28 protein-coding genes are annotated in these 25,955 nt (G+C 64.8%); 14 read left to right on the forward strand and 14 right to left on the reverse strand.

Annotated elements, in window-relative coordinates; all coding sequences use genetic code 11:
* The first annotated feature begins 6 nt into the window (after window positions 1-6).
* On the forward strand, window positions 7-1,353 hold the full coding sequence (locus LZ519_RS11125) for a TldD/PmbA family protein (protein ID WP_249868734.1): 1,347 nt from the start codon (window positions 7-9) through the stop codon (window positions 1,351-1,353).
* Between the two features lies 1 nt (window position 1,354).
* On the opposite strand, the gene LZ519_RS11130 is transcribed toward LZ519_RS11125, so the two are convergent.
* From LZ519_RS11130 to LZ519_RS11140, 3 genes are all read right to left on the reverse strand, one after another.
* Window positions 1,355-2,212, reverse strand: coding sequence for a type II secretion system protein GspD (locus tag LZ519_RS11130; protein WP_249868735.1), 858 nt, complete (start codon window positions 2,210-2,212; stop codon window positions 1,355-1,357).
* Window positions 2,213-2,329: 117 nt separating this feature from the next.
* On the reverse strand, window positions 2,330-2,770 hold the full coding sequence (locus LZ519_RS11135; RefSeq protein ID WP_249868736.1) for a CoA-binding protein: 441 nt from the start codon (window positions 2,768-2,770) through the stop codon (window positions 2,330-2,332).
* Complete coding sequence (locus tag LZ519_RS11140; protein ID WP_249868737.1) at window positions 2,754-3,761, reverse strand: Mrp/NBP35 family ATP-binding protein; 1,008 nt, start codon at window positions 3,759-3,761, stop codon at window positions 2,754-2,756. Before LZ519_RS11140 ends, LZ519_RS11135 begins: the two co-directional genes overlap by 17 nt.
* Window positions 3,762-3,836: 75 nt before the next feature.
* Between LZ519_RS11140 and hflK the strand changes: the two genes are divergently transcribed.
* The 6 genes from hflK (at window position 3,837) to LZ519_RS11170 (ending at window position 10,578) form a co-directional block, all read left to right on the forward strand.
* On the forward strand, window positions 3,837-4,919 hold the full coding sequence (gene hflK / locus LZ519_RS11145) for an FtsH protease activity modulator HflK (protein ID WP_249868738.1): 1,083 nt from the start codon (window positions 3,837-3,839) through the stop codon (window positions 4,917-4,919).
* Window positions 4,916-5,779: a protease modulator HflC gene (gene hflC / locus LZ519_RS11150; protein WP_283937323.1), complete on the forward strand. Its 864-nt coding sequence runs from the start codon at window positions 4,916-4,918 to the stop codon at window positions 5,777-5,779. Before hflK ends, hflC begins: the two co-directional genes overlap by 4 nt.
* 67 nt (window positions 5,780-5,846) lie before the next feature.
* Window positions 5,847-7,385: a Do family serine endopeptidase gene (locus tag LZ519_RS11155; RefSeq protein ID WP_249868739.1), complete on the forward strand. Its 1,539-nt coding sequence runs from the start codon at window positions 5,847-5,849 to the stop codon at window positions 7,383-7,385.
* Window positions 7,386-7,510: 125 nt separating this feature from the next.
* Window positions 7,511-8,122: a hypothetical protein gene (locus LZ519_RS11160; RefSeq protein ID WP_249868740.1), complete on the forward strand. Its 612-nt coding sequence runs from the start codon at window positions 7,511-7,513 to the stop codon at window positions 8,120-8,122.
* A gap of 10 nt (window positions 8,123-8,132) precedes the next feature.
* Entirely contained in the window at window positions 8,133-8,546 is a 414-nt protein-coding gene (locus LZ519_RS11165; RefSeq protein ID WP_249868741.1) for a nuclear transport factor 2 family protein, read from the forward strand.
* Between the two features lie 10 nt (window positions 8,547-8,556).
* On the forward strand, window positions 8,557-10,578 hold the full coding sequence (locus tag LZ519_RS11170) for an OPT family oligopeptide transporter (RefSeq protein ID WP_249868742.1): 2,022 nt from the start codon (window positions 8,557-8,559) through the stop codon (window positions 10,576-10,578).
* Here the strand turns inward: LZ519_RS11170 and queF are convergent, their stop codons facing one another.
* Both queF and ung read right to left on the reverse strand, forming a co-directional pair.
* Window positions 10,579-11,022 (reverse strand): preQ(1) synthase, encoded by a 444-nt coding sequence (gene queF / locus LZ519_RS11175; protein WP_249868743.1) that lies wholly within the window; start codon window positions 11,020-11,022, stop codon window positions 10,579-10,581. It abuts the gene before it with no gap.
* A 10-nt stretch (window positions 11,023-11,032) separates the two neighbouring features.
* Window positions 11,033-11,734 (reverse strand): uracil-DNA glycosylase, encoded by a 702-nt coding sequence (ung, locus tag LZ519_RS11180; RefSeq protein ID WP_249868744.1) that lies wholly within the window; start codon window positions 11,732-11,734, stop codon window positions 11,033-11,035.
* 29 nt (window positions 11,735-11,763) lie between these two features.
* Between ung and sseA the strand changes: the two genes are divergently transcribed.
* Window positions 11,764-12,594: a 3-mercaptopyruvate sulfurtransferase gene (gene sseA, locus LZ519_RS11185; RefSeq protein WP_249868745.1), complete on the forward strand. Its 831-nt coding sequence runs from the start codon at window positions 11,764-11,766 to the stop codon at window positions 12,592-12,594.
* Here sseA and LZ519_RS11190 read toward each other — a convergent pair.
* From LZ519_RS11190 to LZ519_RS11215, 6 genes are read right to left on the reverse strand one after another with little or no spacing between them, the layout of a single operon-like run.
* Window positions 12,591-12,947, reverse strand: coding sequence for a hypothetical protein (locus LZ519_RS11190; RefSeq protein WP_249868746.1), 357 nt, complete (start codon window positions 12,945-12,947; stop codon window positions 12,591-12,593). The two genes, sseA and LZ519_RS11190, sit on opposite strands and share 4 nt — an antisense overlap.
* A 35-nt stretch (window positions 12,948-12,982) precedes the next feature.
* The gene (locus tag LZ519_RS11195) at window positions 12,983-13,534 is read right to left on the reverse strand and encodes a winged helix-turn-helix domain-containing protein (protein ID WP_249868747.1); all 552 of its coding nucleotides are present in this window, start codon (window positions 13,532-13,534) and stop codon (window positions 12,983-12,985) included.
* 28 nt (window positions 13,535-13,562) lie between these two features.
* On the reverse strand, window positions 13,563-13,958 hold the full coding sequence (locus LZ519_RS11200; RefSeq protein ID WP_249868748.1) for a DUF3035 domain-containing protein: 396 nt from the start codon (window positions 13,956-13,958) through the stop codon (window positions 13,563-13,565).
* Window positions 13,951-14,451 (reverse strand): signal peptidase II, encoded by a 501-nt coding sequence (gene lspA, locus LZ519_RS11205; protein ID WP_249868749.1) that lies wholly within the window; start codon window positions 14,449-14,451, stop codon window positions 13,951-13,953. The genes LZ519_RS11200 and lspA overlap by 8 nt, the downstream gene beginning before the upstream one ends.
* Entirely contained in the window at window positions 14,444-17,371 is a 2,928-nt protein-coding gene (gene ileS, locus LZ519_RS11210) for an isoleucine--tRNA ligase (protein ID WP_249868750.1), read from the reverse strand. Before ileS ends, lspA begins: the two co-directional genes overlap by 8 nt.
* Before the next feature lie 38 nt (window positions 17,372-17,409).
* Window positions 17,410-18,336 carry a bifunctional riboflavin kinase/FAD synthetase gene (locus tag LZ519_RS11215; protein WP_249868751.1) on the reverse strand — a complete coding sequence of 309 codons (927 nt, stop codon included), beginning with the start codon at window positions 18,334-18,336 and terminating at the stop codon, window positions 17,410-17,412.
* A gap of 245 nt (window positions 18,337-18,581) precedes the next feature.
* Between LZ519_RS11215 and rpsM the strand changes: the two genes are divergently transcribed.
* The 4 genes from rpsM (at window position 18,582) to LZ519_RS11235 (ending at window position 20,993) form a co-directional block, all read left to right on the forward strand.
* The gene (gene rpsM / locus LZ519_RS11220; protein ID WP_249868752.1) at window positions 18,582-18,950 is read left to right on the forward strand and encodes a 30S ribosomal protein S13; all 369 of its coding nucleotides are present in this window, start codon (window positions 18,582-18,584) and stop codon (window positions 18,948-18,950) included.
* A 71-nt stretch (window positions 18,951-19,021) separates the two neighbouring features.
* Window positions 19,022-19,411: a 30S ribosomal protein S11 gene (gene rpsK / locus LZ519_RS11225; RefSeq protein ID WP_241447108.1), complete on the forward strand. Its 390-nt coding sequence runs from the start codon at window positions 19,022-19,024 to the stop codon at window positions 19,409-19,411.
* A gap of 87 nt (window positions 19,412-19,498) precedes the next feature.
* Window positions 19,499-20,566, forward strand: coding sequence for a DNA-directed RNA polymerase subunit alpha (locus LZ519_RS11230; RefSeq protein WP_249868753.1), 1,068 nt, complete (start codon window positions 19,499-19,501; stop codon window positions 20,564-20,566).
* A gap of 133 nt (window positions 20,567-20,699) precedes the next feature.
* Entirely contained in the window at window positions 20,700-20,993 is a 294-nt protein-coding gene (locus LZ519_RS11235; RefSeq protein ID WP_249868754.1) for a hypothetical protein, read from the forward strand.
* A gap of 267 nt (window positions 20,994-21,260) precedes the next feature.
* Here the strand turns inward: LZ519_RS11235 and LZ519_RS11240 are convergent, their stop codons facing one another.
* Window positions 21,261-21,599, reverse strand: a complete 339-nt coding sequence (locus LZ519_RS11240) for a hypothetical protein (protein WP_249868755.1) — start codon at window positions 21,597-21,599, stop codon at window positions 21,261-21,263.
* Between the two features lie 423 nt (window positions 21,600-22,022).
* Here LZ519_RS11240 and rplQ point away from each other — a divergent pair, with 423 nt between their 5' ends.
* Together rplQ and LZ519_RS11250 are read left to right on the forward strand one after the other, a co-directional pair.
* Complete coding sequence (rplQ, locus tag LZ519_RS11245; protein ID WP_249868756.1) at window positions 22,023-22,439, forward strand: 50S ribosomal protein L17; 417 nt, start codon at window positions 22,023-22,025, stop codon at window positions 22,437-22,439.
* 128 nt (window positions 22,440-22,567) lie between these two features.
* The gene (locus LZ519_RS11250; RefSeq protein WP_249868757.1) at window positions 22,568-23,128 is read left to right on the forward strand and encodes a hypothetical protein; all 561 of its coding nucleotides are present in this window, start codon (window positions 22,568-22,570) and stop codon (window positions 23,126-23,128) included.
* 57 nt (window positions 23,129-23,185) lie between these two features.
* On the opposite strand, the gene LZ519_RS11255 is transcribed toward LZ519_RS11250, so the two are convergent.
* Window positions 23,186-24,376 carry a hypothetical protein gene (locus LZ519_RS11255; RefSeq protein ID WP_249868758.1) on the reverse strand — a complete coding sequence of 397 codons (1,191 nt, stop codon included), beginning with the start codon at window positions 24,374-24,376 and terminating at the stop codon, window positions 23,186-23,188.
* Window positions 24,351-25,769 (reverse strand): MBOAT family O-acyltransferase, encoded by a 1,419-nt coding sequence (locus LZ519_RS11260; protein WP_249868759.1) that lies wholly within the window; start codon window positions 25,767-25,769, stop codon window positions 24,351-24,353. The genes LZ519_RS11255 and LZ519_RS11260 overlap by 26 nt, the downstream gene beginning before the upstream one ends.
* Window positions 25,770-25,955 lie beyond the last annotated feature (186 nt).

Genomic DNA, 25,955 nt, shown 5'->3' on the forward strand with positions numbered 1-25,955 from the left:
GCGGCCATGCTTTCCCTCGACGAATGCCGCGACGCAGCCGAGCGGCTGGTCAGCCGCGCAATCAAGGCCGGCGCCGACGCCGCCGACGTCCTTTATATGGGCGGACGATCGACCGAGGTGCAGGTGCGGCTCGGCGAGCTCGACCATGTCGGCCGCTCCGAAGGCGAGGAGATCGGGCTTCGCCTGTTCCTCGGCGCGCGGTCGGCCTCGGTCGCCTCCTCGGATCTGTCGGAAGAGGCGTTGGGCGAGCTGGTGAGGCGCGCCGTTGCAATGGCGGGCGAAGCGCCGGAAGATCCCTTCGCAGGACTGGCGCCGCCCGGTCTTCTCGCCTCCAGCCCGTTCGCCGATCTCGATACCGTGGACCCCGCCGAGCCAGATCCGGCGCAGCTTCGCGAGCGCGCGCTCGAATGCGAAGCCGCCGCGCTCGCGGTGCCCGGAGTCACCAACTCGAGCGGCGCGGGCGCAAGCACTTCCGCTTCGGTCATTGCGCTCGCGACCAGCGGCGGCTTCTCCGGCTCTTTCTCTGGCACCGGGCACGGGTGCTCCGCGTCCGTCGTCGCCGGGGAAGGCGCTTCGATGCAGCGCGACAGCTGGTGGCAAAGCGCGCGGCACCTGAGCGACCTCGACAGCGCCGAGAGCATAGGCCGAGAGGCGGGACGACGCGCCGTCGCACGACTCGATCCGGTGCGGCCAAAAGCGGGCAGGATGCCCGTCCTGTTCGACCCGCGGGTATCGGGCAGCCTGCTCGGCCATTTCGCCGGCGCGATCAGTGGCTCCTCGGTGGCGCGCAAGTCGAGCTTCCTGCAGGACAAACTCGGTCGGAAGATTTTCCGCGAAGGCGTCACCATCGTCGACGATCCGCTTCGCCCTCGCGGGTTGCGCTCAAGACCGTTCGACGGGGAAGGCGTGGCGGTTGCACGGACGGAGATCGTCTCCGGCGGAGTGCTCGACGGGTGGATGGCGGACAGCGCTTCGGCCCGCCAGCTCGGAATCCAGCCGACCGGCCATGCGGCGCGATCGGTCGGCAGCGCACCCGGAGTTTCGCCGACGAATTTCTACATGGAAGCGGGAAGCCGCAGCCGCGAGGAGTTGCTGGCCGCATTTCCGGAAGCTCTGCTCGTGATCGAGCTGATCGGCCAGGGCGCCAACCCGGTGACCGGCGACTACAGCCGCGGCGCAGTCGGCTTCCTGGTGAAGGACGGAGAGATCGGTCCGGCGGTGCAGGAAATCACGATCGCGTCCAACCTGCTCGACATGTTCGCCAGCCTTGAGCCTGCGTCCGACCTGGAGTTCCGGCGGGGCATTGATGCGCCGACGATCCTGATCCCGGAAATGACCGTGGGGACCGCCTGATTTAGCGCCGGGGCGGCTGCAGCGGGTCGCCGGAGGGAATGTCGCTCGGCAGCTGCTGGGGATAATATTGCGGCTGGCCGTTCGCCGGTCCCGGGATGGTGGTCACCGGCTGCGAATCGTACGGCTCCTGCCTCGCCACCGTCATCGCCTGCGATCCGACGCGATGCACGACGTGCGGAGTGACGATGATGTAAAGCTCGGTCCGCGAACGCGTGTTGCGGTCGGTCCTGAACGCCTGGCCCAGGATCGGGATGTCGCCGAGGATCGGGATCTTCCACTTGTTGGTGATGTTCTCGTCCTGCGTCAGGCCACCGATGACGAACGAATCGCCGTCCCTGACGGTCGCCGACGTTTCCGCCTGGCGCTGGCTGATTGTCGGATAGCCCTGGCTGAAGCCGGTCACGCTCGACACGACCGCATAGACGTGGCTGGTGACGAAGCCGTCGCCGCTGACTCTCGGCGCGATCTGCAAGGTGACGCCGACGTTCACATATTGGACCTGCTGCGAAACGCCGTTCACTCCCGAAAGCGTGATCGCAGTTAGGATCGGAAGCGCGTCGCCGGTGATGATCTTGGCGGTCGAGCCGCTTTGCGCGGCGATCCGCGGCTTGGAGACGATGCGGCCGTTGCCCTTGCGAATCTCGGCGTACAGCGCGGCCTGGAACTGGAAGCTGGTCAGGTGATCGCCAGCCGGGACTCCCGGCGGAATGAACTGCCCACCCTGGTAGGTGACCACGCCCAGCTGACCATTGGCGTTGGCGAAGTCGATTCCGACCGCTTTCGCCCCGGTTTCGGTCAGCTCGACCATCTGTGTTTCGAGAATGACGCTGTCGACGGGAATGTCGATCAAGGAGATCAAGATCGACGGGGTGGCAGGCGACTGGTCGCAGCTCGACCAGCGGGAGTTTGCCTCGTTCCAAATGCAATGTGCTGCTCAGCCGTTCTTCGTGAGTGACGTAACCCCCGCCAACTGAGCCTAGCTTGCAGATGCCTGGCGGACCGCCGGAATACCAAGGCGCGCAATCTCGATCTTCGGGCAGCGGTTCATCACCACCTTGAGCCCGGCTGCTTCGGCCCGCCCCGCGGCCTCTGGGTTGATCACGCCGAGCTGCATCCACACCGCCTTGGCGCCGACTGCAATCGCCTGGTCGACCGCTTCGCCGGCGGCTTCTGAATTGCGGAAGATGTCGACGATGTCGATCGGCTCGCCGATCTGCGACAGCTCGCGCCAGACATATTCGCCGTGGACATGCTCACCGGTAATCGTCGGATTGACGGGCAGTACACGGTAGCCGCGGTCTTGGAGGAACTTCATCACTCCATATGAGGCGCGGTCCGGCCGGTCCGACGCTCCGACCATCGCGATCGTCCGCGCATTGCTCAGAAGCTCGGCAATCTCGTCATCGTCTCGAAGCATCGGCCATCTCCTCGACAGGCGAATGCTCGTCGGCCGAACTTGTTTCGAGCGACGCCATCAACTTGCGAGCAATTGCCTCGAAAGCTTCCGATTGCGGTCCGCCGCTGGCTGCCGGCGGAGTTCCCACGTCAGACGCTTCGCGAAGCGCGGAGTCGAGGGGAATACGACCGAGGAACGGGATGCCCATCGCCGCCGCGGCCTCTTCGGCGCCGCCGCTTCCGAACGGGTCGGACTGCTCGCCGCAATGCGGGCACGTATAGCCCGACATGTTCTCGACGAGCCCGATCACCGGCACCGACATCTTGCCGAACAAATCGACAGCGCGCGTCGCGTCGATCAGGGACAGCGCCTGCGGGGTGGACACGATTACGGCTCCGTCGGGCCTCGACTTCTGGATCAGCGACAATTGAACGTCGCCGGTCCCCGGCGGGAGGTCGACGACCAGGATTTCCGCGTCGCCCCAATTGGCCTCGATCAGCTGGGCGAGCGCGCCCGACGCCATCGGCCCACGCCAGGCGAGCGCGTGGCCGGTGGAAACCAGCTGGCCAAGCGACAGGAAGCGGATTCCATGAGCCTCGACCGGGTTGAGCTTCTTGTCGTCAGCGGTCGGCTTCTCGTCGCTTCCGAGCAGCCGCGTCTGCGAGGGCCCGTAAACGTCCGCGTCGATCAGCCCGACCTTCTTTCCGGTCCGGGCGATGGCGATCGCCAGGTTCGTCGACAGCGTAGATTTCCCCACTCCGCCCTTGCCGCTGGCGACCGCGATCAGAGTCCGCCGAGGCTGGCTCGCCGTAAGAGCTATTCGGATGTCCTTGACGCCCTCGATCGCTCGCGCCGCGGAGGTCAGCTCTGCCTCGAGCTTGTTGCGCTCGGCCGCCGACAGGCCTGACGCGTCGACGACGAGAGTAACGACGCCGTCGGAGAGCCGGCGCGAGCGGATGCGGCTGCCGCAATCGAGCGCATCGAGACTTTGAAGGCCGTCGGCGGTGGTCATTTGTTTGAACGACATAGGAATTCGAAACTGCCTTGCCACTGTTTTTCGCCCGAGGGGCTTCTTATAGAAGGCTGCATGAGCATGATTTCGGGGTGGGCCGGTCGCGCACGCGGCCTTTTTGCCGACAACAAGGGTCCTTGGGGCCCGAAGGGTTCCGGAGACGAGCCGGAAGAACCCGCGCCTGGCCCGTGGGGGGAAACCCCCAAGCGCGGTAAGCGCACGGCTGCCGATCCGATGACTGGCGGCTCCTCGCTCGACGAATTTCTTCGCCGGAGCCGGGCGCGCTTCTCGACCGGTGGCGGTGGCGGCCTTCCGGGACGGCCCAACGCTTCGCTGATCCTGTGGGGCGCGCTGGGGCTCTTGGCGGTCTGGCTGGTGTTCACCAGCTTCCACAGCATTTCTCCGAGCCAGCGCGGAGTCGTCACGCAGTTCGGGCGTTACAGCCGCACTCTCTCGCCCGGTGTCGGGCTTACGCTTCCGTCGCCCATCGAAAAGGTGCGCAAGATCGACGTCGAAAACATCCGCAATACCGATCTGGGATCGGGCAATTCCACCGACCTGATGCTGACCGGCGACCAGAATTTGATCGATATCGCCTACACGGTGCGCTGGAACATCCGCACGCCGGAGCTTTACCTGTTCGAGCTGGCCCAGCCGGACGAGACGATCCACGAGGTCGCCGAAAGCGCGATGCGCTCGATCATCAGCCAGGTCAGCCTCAACGATGCCATGGGAGACCGGCGAGCGGACATAGAGACTCTGGTCGCCGAGAAGATGCAGCAGATTCTCGACCATTATCGCTCGGGAATTCAGATTCAGGGCATTGCGATCAAGCAGGCCGATCCGCCCGACCAGGTCAATGACGCGTTCAAGCAGGTGACCGCCGCCCAGCAGGACGCGCAAACCTACATCAACAACGCCAACGCCTATTCGCTTCAGCTTGGGCAGAAGGCGCAGGGCGAAGCGACCGCCTTCCAGAAGGTCTACGAGCAATACAGGCTCGCTCCGGAAGTCACTCGCCGCCGAATGTATTACGAGACGATGGAGCGCGTTCTCCAGGGCGTTAACAAGACGATCATCGAGGCGCCCGGGGTACTGCCCTACCAGCCGCTTCCGCCGCCCAAGCAGTCACAGCCGACGGAAGGAGCGCCGCAATGATCGACTCCGTCCGCCGCCACCCGATCCTCGCCTCCGTCTCGGCGCTATTCCTCCTGTTCCTGATCATCGCCAGCTTCCCGATCGTCCCGGAAACGAAAGAGGCGGTGATCGTCCGCTTCGGAAAGCCGGTGCGAATCCTCAACGAATACAAGCCCGGGCGCCCGATCGGCGCGGCCGGCGCGGGAATATCCTGGCGCATTCCGTTCGCCGAGGAGATCGTCTGGATCGACAAGAGAGTGCAGGACGTCGACATGCAGCGCCAGCAGGTGCTGTCCACCGACCAGCGCCGGCTCGAGGTCGACGCCTTCGCGCGCTACCGGATCGTCAACCCGCTGCTGATGTACGTTCGCGCCCGGACCGAGGCGCAACTCACCGACCAGCTTCGCCCGATCCTCGGCTCCGAAGTCCGCAACGAGCTGGGCAAGGTATCCTTCGCCGCGCTGCTGACGCCGGAGCGGCAGGGGATCATGGAGGACGTTCGAAGCTCGCTGAACAAGATCGCCGGCCAATATGGCGTCGAGATCATCGACGTGCGGATCAAGCGCACCGATCTTCCAAGCGGAACTCCGCTCGAATCCGCATTCGAGCGGATGCGCACGGCGCGCGAGCAGGAAGCGCGGTCGATCCGGGCGGAAGGCGCCAAGCAGGCGCAGTTCATCCGAGCCCAGGCGGACGCCGATGCCGCGAGGACCTACGCCGCAAGCTTCGGAATGGACCCGGCTTTCTACGACTTCTACCGGGCCATGCAGTCCTACCAGACGACATTTCTTGGCGACGGGACGGATAAACCCGCGCCGACCACCGTTATCCTGTCGCCGGACAATGATTACCTGAAGCAATTCTCCGGCCGGTCGAAGTGAGGGCGTTCAATTGTAGTTCACTCTCCCGGCCTAGTGCGGTGGTGAAAATCCAGACCAAGGGGTATCGATGAAGTCAAAGGAGTCCCGAAAAGTGCGCTATGCCTATGGGGTCGCAACGGCCCTCCTCCTGGGTGGTACTGCATTTTCCCTCGCGACAGGCCCGGTCGGAGCGCAGACTGCGCCGGGCACCGCCATCACCCCCGTTCCTGGCGCCCCGGGCTCCTTCGCAGATCTCGCTGCCCGAGTGATGCCGGCGGTCGTCAACATCTCGACCAAGCAGAAGGTCACGGTGAAGCAGCAGCAGGTGGACCCGCTGGAAGAGCTGTTCCGCCAGTTCGGCGCTCCAATTCCCGCTCCGCCGCAGGGCCAGCGCGGCCCGCGCACTCAGGAGACCGGATCGCTCGGCTCCGGCTTCATCATTTCGCCTGACGGCTACATCGTTACCAACAACCACCTGATCCAAGGGGCGAACGGGACCGGCACCGTCGACACGGTCACCGTAACCATGTCGAACCGCAAGGAATATACTGCGCGGATCGTCGGCCGGGACGAGCTCGCCGACCTCGCCCTTCTCAAGATCGACGCCACCAACCTGCCCTACGTCCAGTGGGGCGACAGCAGCCGCGCGCGGATCGGCGACTGGGTCGTCGCCATCGGCGATCCCTACGGCATCGGAAGCACCGTCACCGCCGGAATCATCTCCGCGATCAACCGCGGGATCGCGGGAACCGGTGCCTACGACCGCTACATCCAGACCGACGCCGCCATCAACATGGGCAATTCGGGCGGCCCGATGTTCGACATGAACGGCCGGGTGATCGGCATCAACTCCGCGCTGATCTCGCCAACCGGGACGAACGTCGGAATCGGACTCGCAATTCCCGAAGAAGCCGCCAAGCCGGTGATCGACGCGCTCCGCCGAGGGCAGAAGCCGGAGCGCGGCTATCTGGGCGTCAGCCTGCAGTCGGTCGACGAGGACATCGCCGGCTCGCTCGGTCTGCCAAAAGATCGCGGCGAGATCGTCCGCGCGGTCCAGCCTGGCGATCCCGCGGCAAAGGCGGGCATCCAGCAGGGCGACGTCATCATCTCGGTCAACGGCAAGGAAGTGAACCCGGACCAGACGGTATCCTATCTGGTCGCCAACGTTCCGGTCGGATCGCGAATCCCCATCGAGGTGATCCGCGGCGGACGCCACATCACGATCCCCGTGACGATTACCCAGCGCCCGACCGAGGAAGAGCTTGCCAAGCAGCTTGGCCAGGGCACTCCGGGCACCGACCAGGCTCCTGGCCCGACGACGTCGGCCGGCTCGACTCTCGGACTATCGCTCCAGCCCCTGACGCCGCAGATCGCGCGCGCCCTCAACCTCCCAGCGGGCACCGCCGGAGTGGTGATCACCGCGATCGATTCCTCGAGCGACGCGGCCGAAAAGGGACTTCAGCGCGGCGATCTAATCCTCGCGGTCCAGGGCCAGCGGGTGACGACGCCCGCGCAAGTGGTTGCCGCGGTCGAGGCAGCGAAGCGCGCAGGCCGGACCAGCGTCCTCCTGCTCGTCAAGCGAGGCACGGCACCCGAGGCCTTCGTCGGCGTCGACATCCGCGGTTAAGAACATCTAGCGCTTGCGCGCTGCCCATAGTTTCGCAACTGTAGGACGGTGGAGCAGGGGAACGTTCTGGCTGGTCTGACAATGCCTCCGTTCGCGGACGGCGGCCGGTGAGTTTTGCGGCGGCATTGGCGGCGCTTCTCATCGGCGCGAACCCGCAGCCGAGCGCTCCCCTTGCCGGCGTCTATGCGACGAACCAGATGGAAATGGCGGGCGCGCTCGAGCTCAAGGCCGACGGGCATTTTCGCTACCAGTTCGACTATGGCGCCGCGTCGGAAGTCGCGCAGGGCGACTGGGCGTTGGACGGGAACATTGTCCGGCTGACCAGCAACCCAATGCCCAGGCAGCCGGCGTTCTCACTCCTCAAAGACGATCCCGCGCCGGCCGGCGAGCTCTATGTTGCCGTCGGCGGCGGCGATGTCACCTGGACCCCGATCACGGCCATCGTCGCCCTGGAGGGCATGGACCGACCGGTGGCGATCTATGCCGAGGACGACGGGCACGTGGTCCTCCCGCCTGGAAAGCGCGCAACCTCCGTCCGGCTGCTGATGCCCGTGTACGAAGCTGCCGACGATCCGGTGGTGCTTAGCGCGGACCGCGGCCACCGGCTTCTGTTCCGGCTCGACATGAACGATGCCGGCCAGGCTCCGTTTCGAGGGGAGCCGCTGACGATCGAGGGCAAGACCTTGGTCATGCACCGCTATGATGCGAACATCATCTTCCGCCGGGCGAAGCAATGAGGGTCGGCCGGTGATCGAAACGAAGTGGGAGCTGATCGATTCACTCGAGCGTGAATGGCGCGACGCCTTGTGTGCCAAGGACATCGCCCGTCTCCGGCTATTGATCCATCCCAAATTCGTCCTGATCGGGACCCGTTCGATCGGCCCGTTCACTTTGTCGCGCGAGGAATGGCTCGACGCCATCCAGAAGCGCGAACTGATCAGCATCGATCTGGACGTGAAGGACGCATACGTCCGGGAAAGCATGATCATCGGCACCGTGGAGGCTCGCTGGCGGGTCTCCTATCTCGGCCGCCCGATCGAGGATTCGGTGCTTCTGACCGACGTGTGGGTTCACGAGGAAGGCCGCTGGCAATGTGTCCGGCGCCACTCCAGCCCGATCCCGCCGGCGAGCTCGCCCACCCCCAAACCGCACAAGAAGTAAGGAAACGCGAATGGCAACAGTGACCGGGTCGGGCCTGCGCGGAACTGGTAAGGTGGCCGAACTCACCCTGCGCGGAATCATCCTCGGCGCGGTGATCACCGTGCTGTTCACCGCCGCCAACGTCTATCTCGGGCTTCGCGCCGGCCTGACCTTCGCAACGTCGATTCCGGCTGCGGTCATCTCGATGGCGGTCCTGAAGTTCTTCCGCGATTCGACGATCCAGGAAAACAACATCGTCCAGACCATCGCTTCGTCCGCGGGCACCTTGTCGGCGATCGTCTTCGTCCTGCCGGGGCTCGTGATGGTCGGCTGGTGGACCGGTTTTCCCTATTGGCTATCGGTGGCGGTGATCGCGATCGGCGGGATCCTGGGGGTGATGTATTCGGTGCCGCTTCGCCGAGCGCTCGTCACCGGCTCGGACCTGCCATACCCCGAGGGCGTCGCGGCCGCCGAAGTGCTGAAGGTCGGTGCAGGAGTGGGCGGCGCGGAGGAGAACAAGCGCGGACTCGCGGCGATGGTCGTCGCCGCCTTGATGTCCGCCGCCTATCCGCTGCTCGCCAAGATGAAGCTCGTCGCCGAATCCGCCGACGGCACTCTCCGGATCGGCGCCGGAGCGACCAATCTCTCGGCAGGGCTGTCGATGGCCTATATCGGCGTCGGCCACCTGGTCGGGCTGAGCGTCGGGCTGGCGATGCTCGCCGGAATCATCATCGGCTTCATCATTCTCCTGCCCCTCTATACCTCCACGGGCGCCCCCGTGGGCACCGAGCTGAGCGATTTCGTGGCGACGATATTCAGCGCGAAGGTCCGCTACGTCGGCGCGGGCGCAATCGGAGTCGCGGCGATCTGGACCTTGCTCAAGGTGATCGGCCCGATTTCGCGCGGCATCGTCGGCGCGATGGCCGCCAACCGCGCCCGGCGAAGCGGCGGGAACGAGTCGCTCGACATTACCGAGCGCGACATTCCGATCACCATCGTCGGATCGGTCATACTGGTTTCGATGCTGCCGATCGCTCTGCTCCTGCTCGCGTTTGCGAGCACCAATCCGATTGCCGCCAACCCCGGCGCAACCATCGGGCTGAGCGTCATCTACGTGCTGATTGCGGGCGTCGTGATCGCCGCGGTGTGCGGCTACATGGCCGGCCTGATCGGAGCGTCGAACAGCCCGATCTCGGGGGTCGGAATCCTGTCGGTGCTCGGGATTTCGATCATCCTCGCTCTGCTGTTCCCGGCTGTCGACGCGGACTCGACCAAGGCGCTCGTCGCCTTCGCCTTGTTCGTGACCGCGATCATCTTCGGCGTGGCGACCATCTCCAACGACAATTTGCAGGATCTAAAGACCGGCCAGCTGGTCGCTGCAACGCCGTGGCGGCAGCAGGTTTCGCTCGTGCTCGGAGTGCTTTTTGGCGCGGTCGTGATCCCGCCGATCCTCGACCTGCTCAACCAGAGCTTCGGTTTCGCCGGAGCTCCCGGAGCCGGAGAGGGCGCGCTGGCTGCACCGCAGGCGGCACTCATCTCCGCCATCGCGCAGGGGGTGCTCGGCGGCACGCTCGACTGGAACCTCATCGGAATCGGCGCAGCGATCGGGGTCGTTGCGGTCATCGCCGACGAGGTGCTGCGCGGGACCAAACGCGGCTGGGCACTGCCGCCGCTCGGAGTCGGCATGGGCATCTACCTGCCGGTCGGAGTGACCGCCTTGATCGTCGTTGGAGCGGTCATCGGCCACATCTACAACCGCTGGGCGGCGAAACAGGACCAGCCGGGCTTTGCCGAGCGGCTCGGCGTCCTTGCCGCGACCGGCCTGATCGTCGGCGACAGCCTGTTCAACGTCGTCTATGCGGGCCTCGTCGCAGGATCGGACAATCCCGACGTGCTCGCGGTAACCGGCGCGACCGGATGGCAGATGCCGGTCGGAGTCCTCCTTTTCGTCCTCCTCGTCGGCTCGCTGTACGTCTGGACTCGCCGCCGCGCGGCTGATCCGCTCCCCGCGACCACGGACGCTCCGCAACCGGACGAGGCGAGCTACCGCTAGTCAGCGTCCCCGATACGCCGGCACGCCCTGGTCGGGGATCCATAGCCCGCCGGGCGGCGAGCCCGACTGCCAGAAGACGTCGATCGGCATTCCGCCGCGCGGATACCAGTAGCCGCCGATTCGAAGCCATTGCGGCTTCATCTCCCCGGTCAGGCGCTTGCCGATCCCGACCGTGACGTCCTCGTGGAATGCGCCGTGGTTGCGGAAGGCGCTCAGGAACAGCTTGAGGCTCTTGCTCTCGACGATCGTCTCGCCGGGCGCATAGTCGATCACCAGATGCGCGAAGTCCGGCTGGCCGGTGATCGGACACAGCGACGTGAACTCGGGCGCTGCGAAGCGCACTAGGTACAGCTCGTCCGGCCGAGGGTTCGGCACGTAATCGAGCACCGCCTCGTCCGGGGACGAGGGCAGGGCGCTCTGCTTGCCGAGATGCTTGGGTTCCATGGCGCGCCCCTTACTCGGCGGCGGCGCACTCGGGCAACGCCCAGTCGATCGGCGCAAAGCCGCGCTCCTCGAGGAACGCGTTCGCCTTGGAGAAATGGCGGCAGCCCAGGAAGCCGCTGTGGGCGCTGAGCGGGGAAGGGTGCGGAGCCTTGAGAATCAGGTGGCGCGAAGTATCGACGAATGCCGCCTTCTTCTGCGCGTAGCTTCCCCAGAGAAGGAACACGACCGGATCTCTCTTGCCGTTCACCAGCCGCACGACCGCGTCGGTGAACCGCTCCCACCCGCGCTCGCGATGCGATGCAGCCTGGCCCGTCTCGACCGTGAGCACGCTGTTGAGGAGGAGGACGCCCTGGCTGGCCCAATGCTTCAGGAAGCCGTGCGGCGACGGCTCGATTCCGAGGTCGCTTCGAAGCTCCTTGAAGATGTTGACGAGGCTCGGCGGCGGCCGGACTCCGGGCGGTACGGAGAAGCAAAGGCCGTGCGCCTGGCCGGGTCCGTGATAGGGGTCCTGGCCGAGGATGACGACGCGCACCTTGTCGAGCGGCGTCAGGTCGAGCGCTCGGAACCAGTTGGGCGCGCGCGGAAAGATCGTCCGGCCCCTCTGTCGCTCGGAAAGCAGGAACTGCTTGAGCTCGCGCATGTACGGCTGTTCGAATTCGCTGCGCAGCGGGTCCAGCCAGCTGGGATGAAGCTTGATCTCCTGCGTCGCCATCGGCGCTTATTGTAGCCTATGATCGCGAAATGGAATCGCTCGTCTCGACGCAATGGCTCGCCGACCATCTCGGCGAAGCGGACCTCACCATCATCGACTCAAGCTGGCACATGCCGGCAAGCGGCCGCAATGGCCGAGAGGACTATCTGCAGGCGCACATCCCGGGCGCCCGCTTCCTCGACATCGACGCGGTAAGCGACCGGGCGAACCCGGCGCCCCACATGCTCCCGACCGCGGAAGATTTTGCGCGGGCGATGGAGGAGTTGGGGGTGAGCAGCGACGACCGGATCGTCGTCTACGACAATTCGCCGATCCGAACCGCTGCCCGCGGGTGGTTCATGGTCCGCCATTTCGGAGTGCGTGAGGTCGCGATCCTCGACGGCGGCTTCCAGAAATGGATCGCGGAGGGTCGCCCCACGCAGTCCGGTGAGCAGGAGCCGCGAAACGCGCGATTTCAAACAGCCGAGCGCGGCGACGTAGTCACCAAGCAGCAAATCCTGGGCGGAATCGAGCTTCCGATTGTCGATGCACGCGGCGCCCCGCGCTTCGAGGGAAGCGAGCCCGACCCGCGGCCCGGTGTCGCGGCAGGCCATATCCCAGGCGCCCGCAACGTGCCTTTCTCGGCGCTCTACAATGAGGACGGGACCTTCAGGTCGCGCAAGGAGCTGGAGCAGCTGTTCGAGGAGGGCGGCGTCGATGCCAAGCAGCCGTTCGTCGCCAGCTGCGGATCTGGAGTCACGGCCAATTCGCTGCTGTTCGCAGCCTACTTGCTCGGCAACGACACCACTCGGCTCTACGACGGAAGCTGGACGGAATGGGGCGCCGATCCGGCTACCCCGAAGGCGACCGGCCCGGCCTAGCGGCTGAAGATCTGCTCGAGGTCCTTGAGGCCGGTCTTCAGCTCGTCGGCGATGACCCGAAGCGCAGCGATGTTGGTCTCCAGCCCTTGATCGCGCTGGAAGGACACCGCCTCCAGCCCGGCAGCCGCGACCGAAACCAGCTCGGCCGAGCGACGGTCGAAGCAGCGCCTGGCTGCTTCGTCCGCGCTCTCCCACCGCACTGAAACCTCATCGTCCATGTCGCCTGCCGGACCGCCGCCGAACTCGTCCACGACGCGCAGCGCGTTGCGAAGGCTCGCAAGGCGGGTGACCGGCTCCGGGTGGAGTCGCTCGGACGGTTGCGGTGCAGGGCTTTGGGCGAACAGATGCAACATTCCGCCGGTTGTCGCCGGGCATGCCTAAGGAAGTGTTAAGCGCCCGACTGCGGGGAGATGTCGCGAAGGATCCAGCCGCGCTGCGGGATCGTCTCGATGAACTCGGTGCCTCCGGCCGCGCTCCGCAATTTCTTGCGCAGCTTGGAGATGAAGACGTCGATGATCTTGGGCTGCGGCTGGTCGTCGGCGCGGCGGTAGAGGTGCTTCAGAAGCATCGCTCGGGTGACGACATTGTTGCGGGCGAAGGCAAGCAGCTCCAGCACCCGATACTCCATCTCGGTAATCCCGATCGGATGGCCGTCGATCCGGATAAGGCGCTGCATCTGGTCGACTGAAAGCCGCCCGCCGCACAGGGTCTCGGGCATCTCGCCGCCCGACGCTCGAAGCGACGTCAGGAGCCGCGACGCGGCTTCCTCGCTTTCCTGCGGTGATATGCTGTCGGGCGATCCGATCAGCGCCTGCTGGATTTCGGCGAGTGCCTTGTGTGCTTCCTCGACCAGGCGGGTGCCTTCCTCGAAGCGACGCCGTGAGCGGTCGAGCATCGACTCGACTTCCACCAGGCGGGTCGAGAGCGTTTCTTCAGCCATTGGCTTCTTCTACCCCCCTCGTTCCCACTTAGGGAACCTGAGCGGATGCGACGTCGCTGTCGCTGGCCGGTGCGGCGATGATCGCCTGCGTCGTTGCGCCCATGTCGATAACGTTGGTCGCGGGGTCGCCAGCGACGGAGCGGGCGCCAAGCGCGGCGCGGTCGCGACCGGCCTCGTCGAGAAGGAGCGTTTCCGAAGGCGGCCGCGGAGCGGGCCCGCCGAACAAGGCTTCGATCGCCTGCTGCTGCGAATCTTCCGGGGTGCTGGTGACCGTTCCGGCAACCGGCGGGGTAAGCGTATAATCCGGCGGGATGACCAGCGGAGCGTTTCGGGCCACCGCGAACTCGTCGGGCGTGCTGGTCCTATGGGCGCAGCCGCCGAGCGCAATCGCCGGAGTCAGGAAAAGAATAAGGCTCTTACGCATTTTCGACGGACTCCTTGGGTTCCTCGCCGCGCATCAGGAACGCGCGCAGTAACAGGATGACGACGCCGATGCTAATAGCAGCATCGCCGACATTGAAGACCAAAAAGGGGCGGAACGCCCCGAAGTGAAGATCGGCGAAGTCGACCACATAGCCGTGGCGCACCCGGTCGAGGATATTGCCCAGCGCACCGCCGAGGATCATGCCCAGCGCCGCCTGGTCCCAGCGGTGCCTTTCGCGGCCGATCCACACCGCAACCGCGACCGCGATGGCGCTCGTCACACCGACCAGCATCCAGCGGCCGACCTCGGTCGTCGCGTTGAACAGGCCGAGCGAGATCCCGTTATTCTCGGTCCAGGTGAAGTTGAAGATCGGAAGGATCGTGATCTGCGCCACTTCCTGGAGGTGAAGCGGGCCCGATACGAACCACTTGGCCAGTTGGTCGGCCAGAAAGACGATCAGCGCGATCGTGAAGCCGAACGTGCGCTCACGCATCCACATATTCCTCGCAGCGGTCGCACAAATCCCCGTCCTCCTCGACTTCCGGCAGGTAGCGCCAGCAGCGCCCGCACTTGTGGTTGCCGGTCTTTGTGATCTTCAAAGTGTCGCCCTGATGAACCGCCGACGTGATGAACAATTCGGCGAGCAATTCCGCGGGCGCGGGAAGCTCCGGCAGCGTGACTTCGGCCTCCAGGCTCGATCCGATGACCTTGTCGCGGCGAAGCGGCTCGATCGCCTCGGTCACGATCGCCCGAAGCTCGCGAAGGCGCGCCCACGAGGCGGCATCGACCCTGAGCTCCGGGGCCAGATGGACGTTCGGCCATTCCAGCAAGTGGACGCTTCCGCCCTCCGGGAAGCGGGTCCCCCACACCTCCTCGGACGTGAAGACCAGCACCGGCGCTGCGTACCGGATGAGTGCGTGAAAAAGGACGTCGAGCACCGAGCGATAGGCTCGACGCGTCTGCGACTGGCGGCCGGTCAGCGCATCGACGTCGCAATAGAGCACGTCCTTGCGGATATCGAAGTAGAAGGCGGACAGGTCTTCGTTGCAGAAATCGGTAAGCGCGCGGACATAATCGTTGAAGTCGAAATCCTGGATCGCAGTGCGAAGCCGCTCGTCGAGGTCGCTGAGAAGGCCGAGCATGTAACGCTCGAGCTCGGGCATCTCGCCCGGCGCCACGCCGTCCGCGCCGTCGAAATCGCTCAAGGCGCCGAGCAGGTAACGGAAGGTGTTGCGGAGCTTTCGATACTGGTCGGCGACTCCGCTCAGGATCTCCTTCCCGATGCGGTGATCCTCGGTGAAGTCGACCGACAGCGCCCACAGCCGCAGGATGTCCGCGCCGTAATCTCGCATGAGGTCGAGCGGATCGACGGTGTTCCCAAGGCTCTTGGACATCTTCATGCCCTTGGCGTCCATCGTGAAGCCGTGGGTGAGCACCGCATTGTAAGGCGCGCGGCCGCGGGTCCCGCAGCTTTCGAGCAGAGACGACTGGAACCAGCCGCGGTGCTGGTCGGACCCTTCGAGATAGAGGTCCGCCGGCCAGACCAGATCGGACCAGCGTCCGCTTTCGAGGACGAAGGCGTGGGTGCAGCCGCTGTCGAACCAGACGTCGAGGATGTCGCCGACCATCTCGTAATCGTCAGGGTTGCGGTTGCCGAGGAAATGCGCCGCATTGGCTTCGTCCCAGGCGTCGACGCCCTGTTCGCGGATCGCCTCGACGATGCGGCTGTTCACATTGGGATCGACCAGGACTTCGCCCGTCGCCCGCTCGACGAACAGCGCGATGGGCACGCCCCAGGCGCGCTGGCGGCTGATCACCCAGTCCGGCCGGCCCTCGACCATCGACTGGATGCGGTTGCGTCCCTTCTCGGGGACGAAGCGGGTGTCGGCGATGGCGTGGAGCGCTACCTGGCGAAGCGAGCGCTTGGGACGCTTCTCGAGCGGTTTTTCGAGGAGTGCGCCGCCCTCGTTCTCCCACCGGCTCTCGAAGAACCAGCGGCAGCTCCGCTCGTCCATCAATTTGTCCATCGGGATGAACCATTGAGGGGTGCAGCGATAGATGACCTTTGCCTTCGACCGCCACGAATGCGGGTAGCTGTGCTTGAAGTCCGCACTCGCCGCGAGGAGGGCGCCGGCTTCGCGAAGGTCGGAGCAGATCGGCCCGTCGGGCGCGTTGAACTTGGCGTTGATGACCGAGCCTTGCCCGCCGAGCCAGAGCCAGTCGGGCCGGTAGAAGCCGCCCGCATCGACCGCGAACACCGGGTCGATACCGTTGGCGCGGCACAGCTCGAAATCGTCCTCGCCATGGTCGGGCGCCATGTGGACCAGGCCGGTGCCCTGGTCGGTGGTGACGAAGTCGCCGGCGAGGAACGGACGCGGTTTCGCGAAGAACCCGCCGAGCTTGTGCATCGGGTGGCGGGCGATCGTGCCGGCGAGGTCTGAGCCTTTGCAAATCAGTTCCGAGAGCGCCATTCGAGCCTGAGCGCTCTGCGTTCGATCTAAGAAGGCATCCACTAGCTCACGCGCGACGAGGAATTTTCCATTGTGCCACGGATTCGCGGCTAGACGAGCTTCGTATTCGGCTTGTGACTCATCGTCCTCTCTAGGAACGACCGTCATGATTAGAAAGTAATCAACGTCGGGCCCGTAAGCGATTCCCTGGTTGACCGGGATTGTCCACGGCGTGGTTGTCCACACGACCGCATAGGCGCCGACCAGCTCGGGGATCGGGCTCTCGACGATCTCGAACGCGACATCGATCTGGGTCGAGACGATGTCCTCATACTCGATCTCGGCCTCGGCCAGCGCGGTCTTCTCGACCGGCGACCACATCACGGGCTTGGCGCCGCGGTACAGCTGGCCGCTCTTCGCGAACTTGAACAGCTCCGAGACGATGGTCGCCTCACTGTCATATTGCATCGTCAGGTAGGGGTTGGCCCAATCGGCGCCGATGCCGAGCCGCTTCAGCTGCTCGCGCTGAACGTCCACCCAATGCTGGGCATAGGCGCGGCACTCGGCGCGGAACTCCTTGACCGGCACCTCGTCCTTGTTGAGCTTCTTCTTGCGATACTGCTCCTCGACCTTCCATTCGATCGGAAGGCCGTGGCAGTCCCACCCGGGAACGTAGGGAGCGTCCTTGCCCAGGAGCGTCTGCGTCCGGACCACCATGTCCTTCAGGACGTGGTTCAGCGCATGACCGATGTGCATGTCGCCGTTGGCGTAGGGCGGGCCGTCGTGGAAGATGAACTTGGGCTTCCCCGCGCGCGCACGCCGCACTTCGCCGTAGAGGTCCTGTTCCTCCCAGCGGGCAAGGATCGCCGGCTCCTTCTGCGGAAGCCCGGCCTTCATCGGAAAGTCGGTCTTCGGTAGGAATACGGTCGGCCGGTAATCGGGTTTTTGCGGCGCGTCAGCCATTGACCGCGGGCCTTAGCGGGCGGCTTGCGGAATGCAAACTAGGGACCGAGCAGCCGGCGCGCTTCCGCTTCGTCCTCGCGCATTCGCTCGACGAGCGCGTCGACGCTGTCGAACTTCTTCTCCGGCCGGATGAACGCGACCAGGTCGGTCTCGATGGTACGGCCGTAAAGGTCGCCGTCCCAGTCGAAGATGTAGGTCTCGAGATATTCCTCGCCCTCCTCGAACGTCGGGCGAACTCCGAAGCTGGCCGCTCCGCTATGCTCGCTTCCGTCATCGAGCCGCACGCGTACCGCATAGATCCCATAGGCCGGCCGCTGGTAGCGGCCCAGCGACACGTTGGCGGTTGGAAAGCCGAGGTCGTGGCCGCGGCCGTCGCCGCGCTGGACGACCGCTTCGACGGCGAAAGGGCGGGTGAGGAGGTGGGTCGCGCTCGCCGTATCGCCAGCGGCGAGCGCCTGCCGAATCCGGCTGGAGGAAACAGGTTCGCCGTCGAGGATAACCGGCGCCACGGTTTCGGCGTCGATCCCATGAGCCTTGCCCAGCTCGCTCATGGTCTCGGCATTCCCGGCCCGCCCGCGGCCGAAGGTGAAGTCGGTGCCGGTAACCACAGCTGCCACCCCGAGCCGCTTGGCCAGGACGTCTGATACGAAATCCTCGGCGCTGGTCGTCGCCAGCGCCTTGTCGAAGCCGAACACCAGCATGCCGTCGGCACCGGCATGGGCGAACAGCCGCTCGCGCTGGTCGAGGCTGGTCAGCCGGAACGGCGGCACGTCGGGCTTGAAGAAGCGGACCGGGTGGGGATCGAAGGTAGCGACGATCACCGGCCGCCGCTCGTGAAATCCGAGCGCGATCGCCCGGTTGACGACGGCCTGGTGGCCCAGGTGGAAGCCGTCGAAATTGCCGAGCGCGACCACGCTCCCGCGGAGGCTTTCCGGCATCGGCTGGTCGTGCGACAGGCGGATCATTGGACGCCGGCTCTATCCGGCAGCGTCACGCTCGGCAATCGCGCTCCTCCCAAGCTTGACTCGGCAGTAGTGGAATCCTACATGGGTCCTATCCCGATCTACCGGTTTCCGGCGGCGCATTCGTGCGCGCGTCGGTTTTTCGTTTTGATCGGGACCACATAGCGAGGAGATAGGCGGCGGTTTCTACGAGTGGGCTTTCCCTCTCGCGAAGCATGATCGCCTGTGGAGCTTAAAAAGGAAATAGAATGGCACGTATTGCCGGCGTCAATATCCCATCGAACAAGCGCGTCGAGATCGCGCTCACCTACATCCACGGAATCGGCCGAACCACGGCCAAGACGATCATCGGAAAGCTGGGCATCGCGCCCGAGCGCCGGGTCCAGGACCTGACCGACCAGGAAGTCCTGCACATCCGTGAGGAAATCGATGCGAACCAGACGGTCGAGGGCGACCTTCGCCGCGAGACCGCGATGAACATCAAGCGGCTGATGGACCTCGCCTCGTACAGGGGCCTGAGGCACCGCAAAGGCCTGCCGGTCCGCGGACAGCGCACGCATACCAACGCGCGCACCCGCAAGGGCAAGGCACGGCCGATCGCGGGGAAGAAGAAATAACCGAAGTCCGAGGGACTCTTGGTTCTTTCTTCCCACTCCACCGTCAGCAGTTTTGAACAGGATTTAGCTTAATGGCCCAGGCACCGCAGCGTCTCCGCAGAAGGGAACGCAAGAACATTACGGCCGGCGTGGCTCACGTGAACGCCAGCTTCAACAACACGATGATCACCATCACCGACGCTCAGGGCAACGCAATCGCGTGGAGCTCGGCCGGGATGATGGGCTTCAAGGGCAGCCGCAAGTCGACTCCCTATGCCGCCCAGGTCGCAGCCGAGGACGCGGGCAAGAAGGCCGCCGAGCACGGCGTCCGGACGCTCGAAGTGGAGGTCAAGGGACCGGGATCGGGCCGTGAGAGCGCGCTTCGCGCCCTCCAGGCGGTCGGATTCACGATCACCTCGATCCGCGACGTGACGCCGATCCCCCACAACGGGGTCCGGCCGAGCAAGCGCCGCCGGGTGTAATCGGACGAGTGCGTCCCCGCTTGCCGGGGACGGCGAACAGAGATTTCAAATCGGGGCTGCGAAGCCCCCAACTGCCAAGGGATGAAAATGGCCGTCAACGCAAAGAACTGGCAGGAATTGAAGAAGCCCAACGCTCTCGAGAGGAAGCAGGGCCATGGCGACGTCCGCCGTCGCGCAGTCTTCGTCGCGGAGCCGCTCGAGCGCGGTTTTGGAATGACTCTCGGCAACTCGCTTCGGCGGGTTCTGCTCAGCTCGCTCCAGGGCGCCGCAGTCACCTCGATCAAGATCGAGGGCGCGCTCCACGAGTTCAGTTCGCTTCCGGGAATCCGCGAGGACGTGACCGACATCGTCCTCAACGTGAAGCAGATCGCTCTGAAGATGGAAGGCGAGGGGCCCAAGCGGCTCCAGCTTTCGGCGACCGGCCCCGCGGAAGTCACCGCAGGGATGATCGCGACCGCAGGCGACATGGAGATCACCAACCCCGATCTCGTCATCTGCCACCTGGACCAGGGCGCGACTCTTAACATGGAGCTGACCGCCGACATCGGTAAGGGCTATGTCCCGGCGCAGGCCAACCGGCCGGTCGACGCTCCGATCGGGCTGATCCCGGTCGACGCGCTCTATTCCCCGGTCCGCCAGGTCGCCTACAAGGTCGAGAACACCCGCGTCGGGCAGGAGCTCGATTACGACAAGCTGACGCTGACGATCGAGACCGACGGCACCGTCGCCCCGGAAGATGCGCTCGCTTATGCGGCCCGGATCCTCCAGGACCAGCTGCAGCTGTTCGTCCACTTCGACGACAGCCAGGTCCGCGCTGCTGCTCCGGCGATGATCGGGCAGCCGGCGATGGCCGCCGAGACTCCGGCCGACACCAACCAGCTCAACCGCTACCTTCTCAAGAAGGTCGACGAACTTGAGCTGTCGGTTCGCAGCGCCAACTGCCTGAAGAACGACAACATCATCTACATCGGCGACCTGGTCCAGAAGACCGAAGCCGAGATGCTTCGTACTCCGAACTTCGGCCGCAAGTCCTTGAACGAGATCAAGGAAGTGCTCGCCAGCATGGGCCTTCGTCTCGGAATGGACATCCCCGGATGGCCGCCCGAGAACATCGAGGAAATGGCGAAGAAGCTCGAGCAGGAAATGCTCGGCTAAGCAGCCGCCGGGTTTACGAGACAAAGGAGGGCCGTCCCGATGGGGCGGCCCTTTCCTTTTGTGCTATCGGCCGCGCGACCAGTGCTTCGCGGCGGCGACCGCCAAGCCGCGACGCGCCTGGACGGAGGCAGATATGGCAGACCGAAGGCGCAACGATCCCTACAGGAATTTCAACTTTCGAATGGTGTTCGGCGCAGCGATCGCGGCGATTGCCGGCTTCGCCCTGGTGAAGAAGGTGATGCCCGGAGTTTCGGCAAAGTACCGCAAGCCGAGGGACTATGTCTCGGAAGTGCCGGCCGGGTCACGCCCGATCGAAGCGGTAGGGACCAGCGTCGCGGCAGGCCGAACGGCTGGCAAGGCCAAGAAGCGCCCCGCAAGCCACGGGCGAGCGCGCAAGAAAAGGACCGCCGCGCCCAAGCGGCGCTGAGGTCGGGAAAGCGCCACAAATTAAAGGGGCGGCCCCAATCCCCGAAGGGAAAAGGACCGCCCAAATGCCGGCTTGAGCCTCTGGCGGGTGGCTGCCAACGCGATTCTCTGGCCAGAAAACCGGTCCCGTTACAAGCAAAATCAGAGCTTCGGGCGCAAGCTTTGCTGCGGAAGCGACATGATTGTCATCATTAAATCAGAGCGGCCAGGCCCACGAAAAAAGGGGCGGCCGGCAATGCGTCGGCCACCCCTCAATCGGTGAGTCTGGTTACTTCTTCTGGCTGAGAAGCTGCTTGTTCACGCTCTGAGCGAGAGCCTGCGAGCCTGATTTGGCGGTGCAGGTCGCGTCACCGCTCTTGAGCTGCTTGGCGAGCACGTTGGCGCTGACGTCGCAGACGTTGGCCGCAACGCCGATGGGGACCTGAACAGTGACCGGGATGTTGAGGTTGTTGAGCGCCGCAATCTGGTCGTTGTTCAGGAAGTTGTTCAGCAAGGTCACGTCGCCGATCTGGACGTTGACGAGTCCGCTGCCGAGGTTCTGGCCTACTGCCGGGGCGGCAAAGGCAATCGAAGCGGCCGCTGCCGCCATCATGATACGCTTACTCATCGGTCTTCTCCTGGTGTTGGGCAGGGCGAAGCGAGTCCACGCCCTGCTTGGCTGGGGATCAAAACGAGCGAGTGCCGAGTTCGTCCGTTCAGTAACGACGACTCGCGCCCCCCGTGCGGCAGGAGACGTGAACAGCCATAAGAAGTTGATCTTTGGCACGAAATTCGGACAGCTAGGGATGTCGGCGACCGGTCGCGGGCGCCCGCCGGCAGGCCTTGATCGACGCTCACGTACGGTTGGCGGGGCTAGTCTCCGCGTCATTGGTGGTGAGATCGCCAAGCTTGACTTCGAAGCGCTCTTGGGGTTGAGGAGCGCCTGCCGGCGGGACGCTTCCCGCCGCTTTTGTTTTGGGGACGGCCGCCCCCACAAGCGCGGCCTGGCCGGAGCTACCTCACACGGGCTCCAGACGAACGGAGAATGAATATGCGCCATCGTGTTGGCCATCGTAAGCTTCAGCGCACCTCGAGCCACCGGACGGCCCTGTTCCGCAACATGGCGGCCGCGCTGATCAAGCACGAGCAGATCACCACCACCACCGCCAAGGCGAAGGAGCTTCGTCCTTACGTCGAGAAGCTGGTTACGTTGGCGAAGAAGGGCGGACTTTCGAACCGTCGCATCGCCCACTCGCGGATTATGGACGAGACCCAGGAGCGCAAGCTGTTCGACGTCATCGGCCCTCGCTACGCCGATCGCAACGGCGGCTACACCCGCGTGGTGAAAGCCGGCATCCGCATGTCGGACTCCGCCTCGATCGCGATCATCGAGTTCGTCGACCGTGACCCCGCCGCCAAGGGACAGGATTCCGGCCCGGTCATGACCGAAGAGCTCGAAGAAGCCTAAGCCCTTCAACCAAGCTGAATATTGGCAGACCGCTGCATTCAGCGGCGGTGCAATCGCGCGCGCCTAAACCTTCCGCATCCTCGGTTCGTTGTGTCCATCGAATCGAGCTTGTTCGAAGGAGAGTGGCCATGAAGGCTGTGAAAAAGATTGCGATCGGTGCGGTTGGAATGGCCGCTCTGCTCGGCGCATCGGCCCCGGCCGCTGCGCAATATTATCCGGGTTCCGGCTACGGAAACGTCATCGGCCAGGTGATCCAGTCGGTGATCAATCCCTATGGCAGCCAGTACGGCCAGTACGGCCAGTACGGGCAGTACGGTCAGTACGGCGGCCAATACGGCTATGGCATGAACCAGCAAAGGGCGGTGCAGCAGTGCACGGCCGCGGTTCAGCAACGGCTCGCCGGCTACAGCAACTATGGCGGCTACGGCGGCTACGCCGGCTACGGAGGAGCATACGGCTACACCAATGCCTACAGCCAAGGCCGGGTCCTCGGGGTCACGCGCGTCGACCAGCGGTCGAACACGACCCTGCGCGTTCGCGGCTATGCGACCAGTGGCATGAACTACGGCGGATATGGCGGTTACGGTACGTACGGCGGCTACAACAACGCCCAGGCGGACCTGACCTTCAAGTGCGACGTCGACTATCGCGGCTACGTCCGCGACATCGACATCGACCGCCGCTACTAATCGCTCCAACCAGGGCGAACGAGGCGCCGGGGCTCACGCGAGCTCCGGCGCCTTTCCTTATAAGCTGACGCAGTCGGCTCGGGTGAGCGGCGGCGGGGCGTCCGCCCGCAAGTGCAGGCGCGGAGACAGCTGGACCAGCCGCCGCACATAAGCGTCCGTGAACACTGTCGCGCACTTGCCGCTGAGATGCGACCATTCGGGCAGGTTCAGCTTCTGCGCCTGGGCAAGATCGTCCGCGTGGATTCCTGCCGCACGCGTCCCGACGAGAAGCGCGTCCCATCCGCGCGCCTTGGCAATTCGCTGCTCTTCGTTGACACGAATCGGCGGCGCTGACGGAGGCCGGACGAAGATGACGTCACCGCCTCTGGCGCGGATCCGGCGAATGGCCTCGGCGCTCCTGGCGATCACTGCATTCGCGAGCGGCGGCGGGATCGGCTTGCCCTTGAAGCCATCCCAGGCGTGCCTGGCGTGGGCACGAAGATAGGGGTCGGTCTCGATCCGGTCCCACATCACATATTGGCGGCCGGGATAGGTGACCGAAATCTTCCAGACGTCTTCGTAGGGGCTGTCGACGCCCTTTCGCCAACCCGTGTCCACCTCGTTGACCATTCGGCTGAGGCGATATTCGTTGTCCATGAACGCCAGGAAGCGCTGAAGCTGGCGGTCGAGCCACAGCCCGCTTAGCTGCGAAGGCTTCCCGTTCTTCGAGTAATTGTCGACGGCGGTCTGCCCGAGCCCCATCACCGGCATCCCGAAATACATCGTGTCGGCGAGGCCGACGATCAACAGCCCGCGGAAATTGGGGTCGTCGGCGAAGCCGTCCAGCAGCATTCGCGCATTGGTGCCGACATGCGAGACCTGGACCGGGCGCACTCCGGTCAAAGCCTGGAAGCGCTGCTGGTCCGTATCGAACAGGATGCGGCTGTCGCCGATGATCGCAACGGTCGCATGGTCGGCCGCTCGCCGGGCCTCTGCCCATGCCTGCGGGCTGTCGCCGATGTCGCCGGGGCGAAGTCCGATGGCGGTCCGTGCCTGATATTCCCAGAGTGACACCATCAGCGCGACCGCGAGGAACACGGCGATGCCCATCTTCGCCCAGGGCTGCGCCGGAATGTCGCGGGTGGGGACCGGCTGAGCCTGCCCGGGCCGGTCGGACGCGGTCTTCCTCAGGCCTGGGGGGAGCGCGCCTTCGTGAGTCCCGTGGATCTCGTGCCTTCGGGCCTTAGAAGGCGAAATAGATGAAGGCATTGCCTTGCCCCTGTTCGATGATCACCGCGAAAAGCAAAACTGCCCACGCCGACCCGAGGACCAGGGCGGGAGTGCGCTCCAGCACGGCCTCCAGCGTCGTGTTGCGCATCGCCACGTGCGTTCCGAAGATCGCTCCGACAATCGCCAGGGCGATGATCATCGGGCCCGCCGGGATGAGCGGCTCCGGCTTGACGGCGAGCCCGCTCATTCCCTTCAGGACGAGCGCCGCGCCGCCGAACGTCTTTGCCCGGAAAAAGACCCAGGTGACGTTGACGAGCACGAACGTGAGCGCAGCTAGAGCGAGCAAGGTCACTCGGCCGGGAGTGAAGCCCTTGAACCGCGTCTTCAGCCAGCGCTCGACGGACAGATACAGACCGTGGAGCCCGCCCCAGACGACGAAGGTCCAGTTCGCGCCGTGCCACAGTCCGCCCAGAAGCATCGTGCCCATCAGCGCGGCATAGGTGCGCGCGGGCCCGTGCTTGTTTCCGCCGAGCGGAATGTAGAGATAATCGCGAAGCCAGCTCGACAAGGTGATGTGCCAGCGCCTCCAGAAATCGGAGAAGCCGACCGCGCCGTAGGGGAAGCGGAAATTGTCCGGCATCGCGAAGCCCAGGCACAAGGCAACCCCGATCGCCGAGGTCGAATAGCCCGCGAAGTCACAGAAGATCTGTCCGGCAAAGGCGAGCGTCGCTACCCAGCTGTCGAGCATTCCGGGCACCGATCCGTGCGCGTCGTAGACGGACTCCACAACCGGACCGAGGAAGCCGTCGGCGAGGACCACCTTCTGGAACATGCCGAGGGTGAGGAGCGCCAGGCCGAAAAATATCTGGTTGGAGTGCGCCCTCCGCGGCGTTTCGAACTGCGGCACCAGCTCGGTCGGCCGCATGATCGGGCCGGCCACCAAATGCGGGAAGAAGGTCACGAACAGGGCGTAATTGAGGAAGCTACCCGCGGGAGCCGATCGCCGAAGATAGACGTCGAGCGTGTAAGACAGGGTCGCGAACGTATAGAAGCTGATCCCGACCGGCAGGATGATGTCCCACTTCGGCGGCTGGTAGACGATCCCGATCGAGCTCGCGACCGAGACGAAATTGTCCATCAGGAAGCCGCCATATTTGAAATAGCCGAGCATCCCGAGGTTCACGACGACGGAGATCAGCATCCAGACTCGGCGGGTGTGCTCGCGCTTGGCGCGAACCATCCACTGCGCCGCCCACCAGTCGACCACCGTCGAGACCCAAAGCAGGATAACGAACGGCGGATTCCACGCGGCGTAGAAAAGATACGACGCGATCATCAGGTTGATCTTCTTCTGGTGCCAGCTGAAGGGCGCGTTGTGCATCGCCAACACGACGGCGAAGAAGACGATGAACGTCAGCGAATTGAAGATCACCGGGCAGCCCCCCGCCCGTAATCACCAGCCATGCACAGCTCCCCTAAGCTGTACGCGCCGCCGGCAATACAGGGCCGGTGGACGGCGCACGGCGTCGCACCATCAATGTTGTCCGGCAATCCTATCTTTCGATAAGGGCGGCTGTGCGATCAGGCATTGAACGGAAGCCGGCGCCGACCATTTGAG

The sequence above is a fragment of the Sphingomonas anseongensis genome (assembly GCF_023516495.1).
Lineage (GTDB): Bacteria > Pseudomonadota > Alphaproteobacteria > Sphingomonadales > Sphingomonadaceae > Sphingomicrobium > Sphingomicrobium anseongensis.